Annotated in this window: 8 protein-coding genes; 3 read left to right on the top strand and 5 right to left on the bottom strand. The window is 37.0% G+C overall.

Annotation, left to right across the window (positions count from 1 at the left end):
* Positions 1-8 precede the first annotated feature (8 nt).
* The 4 genes from ACIQXU_RS20015 to ACIQXU_RS20030 all read right to left on the bottom strand — a co-directional run bounded on the left by ACIQXU_RS20015 (position 9) and on the right by ACIQXU_RS20030 (position 3083).
* A complete protein-coding gene (locus ACIQXU_RS20015; RefSeq protein ID WP_402956419.1) occupies positions 9-1061 on the bottom strand; it encodes a YeeE/YedE thiosulfate transporter family protein in 1053 nt (350 codons plus the stop codon).
* A gap of 174 nt (positions 1062-1235) precedes the next feature.
* The gene (locus ACIQXU_RS20020; RefSeq protein ID WP_402875374.1) at positions 1236-1712 is read right to left on the bottom strand and encodes a CcdC family protein; all 477 of its coding nucleotides are present in this window, start codon (positions 1710-1712) and stop codon (positions 1236-1238) included.
* 113 nt (positions 1713-1825) lie between these two features.
* Entirely contained in the window at positions 1826-2185 is a 360-nt protein-coding gene (locus ACIQXU_RS20025) for a response regulator (protein WP_402875372.1), read from the bottom strand.
* A gap of 190 nt (positions 2186-2375) precedes the next feature.
* A complete protein-coding gene (locus tag ACIQXU_RS20030) occupies positions 2376-3083 on the bottom strand; it encodes a cytochrome c biogenesis CcdA family protein (protein WP_402875369.1) in 708 nt (235 codons plus the stop codon).
* 238 nt (positions 3084-3321) lie between these two features.
* Here ACIQXU_RS20030 and ACIQXU_RS20035 point away from each other — a divergent pair, with 238 nt between their 5' ends.
* Together ACIQXU_RS20035 and ACIQXU_RS20040 are read left to right on the top strand one after the other, a co-directional pair.
* Entirely contained in the window at positions 3322-3489 is a 168-nt protein-coding gene (locus tag ACIQXU_RS20035) for a Spo0E family sporulation regulatory protein-aspartic acid phosphatase (protein ID WP_402875367.1), read from the top strand.
* A gap of 158 nt (positions 3490-3647) precedes the next feature.
* Entirely contained in the window at positions 3648-4403 is a 756-nt protein-coding gene (locus ACIQXU_RS20040) for a polysaccharide deacetylase family protein (protein ID WP_402956503.1), read from the top strand.
* A 100-nt stretch (positions 4404-4503) separates the two neighbouring features.
* Here the strand turns inward: ACIQXU_RS20040 and ACIQXU_RS20045 are convergent, their stop codons facing one another.
* The gene (locus tag ACIQXU_RS20045) at positions 4504-5139 is read right to left on the bottom strand and encodes a TetR/AcrR family transcriptional regulator (protein ID WP_402991959.1); all 636 of its coding nucleotides are present in this window, start codon (positions 5137-5139) and stop codon (positions 4504-4506) included.
* Positions 5140-5250: 111 nt separating this feature from the next.
* On the opposite strand from ACIQXU_RS20045, the gene ACIQXU_RS20050 reads away from it, so the two are divergent.
* Positions 5251-5985, top strand: coding sequence for a glucose 1-dehydrogenase (locus ACIQXU_RS20050; RefSeq protein WP_402991962.1), 735 nt, complete (start codon positions 5251-5253; stop codon positions 5983-5985).
* Positions 5986-6131 lie beyond the last annotated feature (146 nt).

Below are 6131 nucleotides of genomic sequence, written 5' to 3' on the forward strand. Positions count from 1 at the left end.
GATAAAACTCAGGCAGCCTTTGATGCACTTGAACTCTTTTGCTTACGGATGATAGTGAAATAAGCCGCTACCCATGTTCCTAATAAGAAAAAGACAATCGCGACCCAGCCTTGCCACGCAAATAATGCTGAGTTAACCAGTCCATTACCTATGGTACACCCGCCGGCGATACTCGCGCCAAATCCCATAATCACTCCACCAAAAGCATTATTACGCAATGTTTTCATATCAGGCAGTCTCCAACGGAATTCCCCGCTGCCTTTGGCTGCAATGAAAGCACCCAAGAAAATGCCCAATACTAAAAATGTACCCCAATCGATGAGCGCGTCATCTCCTGTGATAAGGAACGTTAAAATATTCGCAGAAGGTGTAGTAATCCCTAAACCGAACATTCGCCCGGTCATCGCACTTAAAGGCCAAGCCACGATGGCAATAAGTCCTACCAATAATGCAGTGACAAAGGGATGCCAGCGTTTTTCAAATAAAATATGAGCCAATCCCGTTTTTTTCGGTTTCATCTTGAACATAGGAAGTTTAGGCTTTTTAAATTCCCTGATGACCAAGATACCAACTATGATTATCAAAACAATGACCAATAACCAAGGTGACACATTCAACGTTTCATGAATATACGTATCACTCGTACGATAAGAAACCAGATGATCCCCTGTAGCTTTCCACACGCCGTACTTCGTCATTGCAGCTCCAAGCATATAACCGAAGAGTGCGACCCAACTACCGATCATACCCTCTCCTGCCCGGTACCATGTTCCTGTCGCACAGCCTCCTGCAAGAACCATCCCGATACCGAATATAAAGCCTCCGAGGATGGTTCCTAACCAAGGAAAACCATCATTACCAAATTGAATGATTCCTGTATCCCGTAGTGCATACACACCAACGCTTTGTATCGCAATGACAATGAACGTAGCTAAAAACATTCGCCCGTCTTTCGCTATAAGCAAATCACGATATGCACCAACAACACAGAAACGGCCTCTTTGAAGCACAAATCCTAGTAGTAAACCACAAATAATCCCTAACACAATCATTTGTAACATAAACCGTTTCCCCCTTAAGTAAACAACAATAATATTAATATAATATAATTCGCATGAAATTACTATGATTTTTAATGAATTTCTCCTCTAACCTAATTTTGAATAGAACAACTAAGTGTTTTTACCAAACAAAAAAACCACATGTGTCAACATGCGGTTTTCACTGGGTAAAAGTCAAATCATCTTACCTTCACTAAAAGAAGCTGCTTTGACTTTTTTATATTGGTAAAGCATCACAACTCGCCAAGGAACAATCATACCGAAAGCAAGAAGGAAAAACATCCCACCAAGCACTCCAATTTCAATCGTGCTTCCCAAAATCAATTTAGCTACCAAACGAATTACCATAATACCGATTAAAATAAAAATAAATGCTTTGGAACGCTGGATATATATTTGTTCATCACGCACTTCGAATTTCGAAGTCTTGATTAATAAGATAGAAAATAACATACCAGCTATAAGAGCTTCTAAAAGTTCAGAACGTGTTACTTGAAACATCGGAAAAAGAAACATCAAAGCTCCTGTACTCATGAAAAGAGGCGGTAGTATAATCTTTTTCGCATTCACCGGTCTTTCCGTTTCCTTCATACGCAACTTAAAAACAACTAAAGCCATCAAAATAGCCATTCCTGTTGTTATATATATCATTTAACTCATCCTTTTTAGCTAATAGTAAGTAGGTACACACTAAGAAAACTATATAATAATTATAACCTTAAACAAAGTATATAGTACCTAAATCAGATTAACAAGGCGAGTATTTAATCCAATACCCTATTAACGGCATCCAAGACTCGATTCTCATCAAAAGGCTTTACAATAAAGTCCTTTGCTCCAGCCTCAATGGCTTCCACAACCATTTTTTGCTGCCCCATAGCTGAGCACATAATAACCATTGCAGAGGAAAACTCCTTTTTTATTTCCTTAACTGCATCAAGCCCGCTCATTATCGGCATTGTTATATCCATTATGACTAAATCGGGATTCAGTCTTCGATATAGTTCAATCGCCTCTTTTCCATTTTCACCTTCACCAACCACTTCATGGCCTGCTTTAGTCAATATATTTGAAAGTGTCATTCTCATAAATTTAGCATCATCAACTACTAATAATTGGGCCATAGCCGCTCCTCCTCATTTCAAACAACAAGCAGAACAAATAAAAGATATTCAAAGTTATATATTCCTAGAATATCTAACTTAAGTCCTAAAATCAACGAATTTTATAACTAAAGGAATAAAAAAAAGAGACCAAAGACTCAATGAAAAGCCTATACAATTCAAAAAATATATTTTTTTACATGAAAATGCACTAAAATCCAATAAACCCACCGAATAGTGTAGTTAAAACGGCAATGATTTTAGTCATCCAATCAAAAAATAAGATAATCCCCATAACAATCATTAAATAACCGCCAATTTTCATAATGTACTGACTGTAGGTTTTTATCCATTTTAATTTCCCTACAAAAAAGGATAAAACAAAGAATGGGATGGCAAATCCTAATACATAAGCAATCATATAGTTCATAGCGGCACTAGGATTTGTTACCCCTAGCGTCATGACAGTACCTAAAAGGGGACCCGCACATGGCGTCCACCCAGCTGCAAAAGCAAGACCAATAAGAATCGATCCCAAGTAACCACCAGGCCTGTTCTTAAATTCAAACCGGCTATCCTTCATTAAGGACTTCGGTTGGAAGATTCCCACTATGAATAACCCAAAAAGGACTATTAAGATGGCACCAATTTGACGAATTAACTCTTTATAATCCGAAAAGAAAGAACCTAAATATGTAGTACCGAATCCTAGCGCTATAAATACCAACGAGAACCCTAGCAAAAAGAACAACGTATGCAACATGCTTCTTTTTTGCAGCATAGTATTATCCGACTTGATTTCTCCCACGCTCATACCTGTGATGTATGATAAAAAAGCAGGATATAACGGCAAGCAGCATGGAGAAATAAAGCTCAAAAATCCAGCTCCAAATGCTAAGAAAATATTAATTTCATCCAAGACTTCCACTCCTATGTAAGACAACCTATAAACATTGTATCAAATTAGATAAAAAAATACATTTTTGGAATTGATAATTTTTCGTGACACCTGAAAAAGCTAATTAAAATGATCTTTACCCATAAGTGAAAAACTTATTTGATAACAATTCATCAAGGCTTTATAATTGTTATATTCATACATATTTTACAACAAATCTAAAAAAACGCCAATGCATTCGGATTAGAAAGGAATAGCTATGTTAAAAAGTAATGAATGTCTTGAACAAATCGAATTAAAACGAAGTGAACTTATTACTATAGTGGAGCGAAATGGGTTAAGTTCACATCTTGCCATCGAACTTAGTCAACAGCTTGACCAATTACTCAACATCTATCATGAAAAACATTATAAAACGGGTACTTGACTAAAGTGATACTGGTTTCAGTATATGACGTATATTCATCTTCATTCCTCAATGACGTGCACTTATTGCTTACCTCTCTTCTTCTCATTCCTAATCATTAATAAATAAAGACAAACTCCGCATAATAACATGTATAACCGTATTTCCTGGAGGAAACTATTGTGAAAACTTTATTTATTGCCCTATCCCTCATTATTTTGTTTCCTGCCTCGTATAACGAGTCCCAGGCAGCAACAGACAGCAGAGCAGTTTACGAAAAAACAGGAAATGTTATTTGGGAAGTGAATACTCAAGAAAAAATTGTTGCCATTACATTTGATGATGGGCCCCATCCAGACTATACTCCTCAGATCCTGGATCTTTTAGCAAAATATAACGCAAAAGCTACTTTCTTCGTAGCGGGTAATAAAGTGAAGAGCAACCCCGATGTTTTAAAAAGAGAGATTAAGGAAGGTCATGAAATTGCCAACCATACTTATACTCATCCATATGATAGGAATATAACTGCTCATAGACTATCATCGGAATTAGATGATACGGATAAGATTATATGGGACCTTGCACAATATAAACCCTCTCTTTATCGTCCTGTAGGTGGTTTCCATAATGACACAATCATCAATACTGCGGTTAATAAAGGATTTAAAGTGGTACTCTGGTCTTGGCATCAGGACCCAAAAGACTGGGCTAGGCCTCCAGCCAATAAAATATCAAACCACATCATTAAATCCTTGCGACCCGGAGATATCATTTTACTTCATGATTGGAGTGACCGCCCCCAAACAGTTCGTGCTTTAGAAACAACACTAGCTTATCTTTATAAAAATGGGTATGAATGTGTAACCGTATCCGAATTATTGTATCGTTCAAACCTTACCTTACCTGAATTTTTCAGGGTTTTCCCATTGAAATAGGAAATATAATACGTTTTATTTATTCGGTCAACACTAGTAATAGGCCACTCTAATCCAATCGATATGTCACCCCAGTATCAGTCAGGATGTTTCAATCACTTTAAGCCCTTATATAGTGGAGGAACATCTCTTTTAAAAACTGTTGTTGATCAATGGGGGTAATTCCCGAAGATGGTATAGCTACCTTTTCATGTAAAGTGATTCTCGTTGAAAATATGCTAAAACAATTTGTTATTGTTTGAAGAGCTAGCTCCATATTTATATCCGAACGGAGAGAGTCATCTTCAACCCCTTGCTTTATGATTTTGAAAATTTCACGTGATAACTCTTTTTGTATGTCGATATAGGATTCAATATTTTCTAGAGGCTCGTTTTTATATGAGGAATAGCTTTCAAAAGCCTCACGAAATAAGGTGACTTTTCTAGCTGGTCCATTCGCGATCTCTAAAAAATATTCGAATAACTCTTCAAATTTTTCGTATGCGTTCTTTTCTGAATCAGCAATCTTTTTTAGGTCGTCTTGGAAATCACTTAAAATGAATACAGCAACCTCAACGATTAAATTTTCTTTTTTAGGAAAGTAACGAAATAAGGTGGCTATACCGACATTTGCCTTTGTAGCGACATCTTGCATCTGTACATCATATAATCCTTTTTCTGAAAATAATTCCTCCGCTGCAAGGATTATTTGTTCTGTCCGATGCTTTTTATTTTTTTCTCTAGTATTTGAACTCACGATTCATCGGTCCTTTCTCCTATTGCTTGATATATTCTGTTAAATAGTATAAAATAAAAATGCATAAAATGATAGTTCAACTATCAAAAAAATAATAATGAGGTGTTATTTATGGAAAGGTTATTAAATAAAGTAGCGATTATCACTGGCGCAGCAGCCGGTATGGGTGCGACTCATGCGCGTAAATTTGTTGAAGAAGGCGCAAAAGTTGTTTTAACCGACTTAAATGAAGAAGCCGGAGCAGCCCTAGCGAAAGAACTAGGCGAAAACGCCATATTTATTAAACAAGACGTTTCTAGCGAAGCCGATTGGCAGACTGTCGTTACCGAGACTGAAAACACATTTGGCCCAGTAAACATTTTAGTAAACAATGCAGGAATAAGCCTTAATAACTCCATTGAAGATACAACCTTAGATCAGTACCTTAAAATCGTAAAAATTAACCAAGTATCCGTATTTTTAGGAATGAAAACCGTTGTTTCATCCATGAAGAAAACTAAAAACGGATCAATCGTCAATATTTCTTCAATGAACGGGCTAGTGGCTGGTGCAATTGGTTATACGGATACAAAATTTGCCGTTCGCGGAATGACAAAAGCAGCCGCAATTGATTTTTCACGTTATGGAATCCGCGTGAATTCAGTACACCCAGGTGTGATTGAAACACCAATGGTAACCCAAGGCGATGCTGTTGAAGTCATCAAAGAATTTGCCAAACATATTCCTCTTAAACGCGTGGCACAGCCAGAAGAAGTCTCCAATCTCGTTCTTTTCCTAGCTTCCGAAGAATCAAGCTATTCTACAGGAGCTGAATTCGTAATTGACGGCGGATTAACTGCACAATAATATAAAATGACACATACAACACAGGTTGCCCCCTTTTATCTTGGGGCAACCTCAGTTTGTCGACAAAAGGGGTCCGGAATGATTTCATTCCGGACCCCTTTTTGATATTTTCTTGAAATTTCGCTCAAAATTTAGAATATAGGTCT

The sequence above is a fragment of the Peribacillus sp. NPDC097284 genome (genome assembly GCF_044761765.1).
In the GTDB taxonomy this organism is placed as follows: Bacteria; Bacillota; Bacilli; order Bacillales; family DSM-1321; genus Peribacillus.

Coding starts and splice junctions, on each gene's coding strand:
- ACIQXU_RS20015 (WP_402956419.1), bottom strand. CDS start 1,061: ATGTTACAAATGATTGTGTTAGGGATTATTTGTGGTTTACTACTAGGA.
- ACIQXU_RS20020 (WP_402875374.1), bottom strand. CDS start 1,712: ATGATATATATAACAACAGGAATGGCTATTTTGATGGCTTTAGTTGTT.
- ACIQXU_RS20025 (WP_402875372.1), bottom strand. CDS start 2,185: ATGGCCCAATTATTAGTAGTTGATGATGCTAAATTTATGAGAATGACA.
- ACIQXU_RS20035 (WP_402875367.1), top strand. CDS start 3,322: ATGTTAAAAAGTAATGAATGTCTTGAACAAATCGAATTAAAACGAAGT.
- ACIQXU_RS20050 (WP_402991962.1), top strand. CDS start 5,251: ATGGAAAGGTTATTAAATAAAGTAGCGATTATCACTGGCGCAGCAGCC.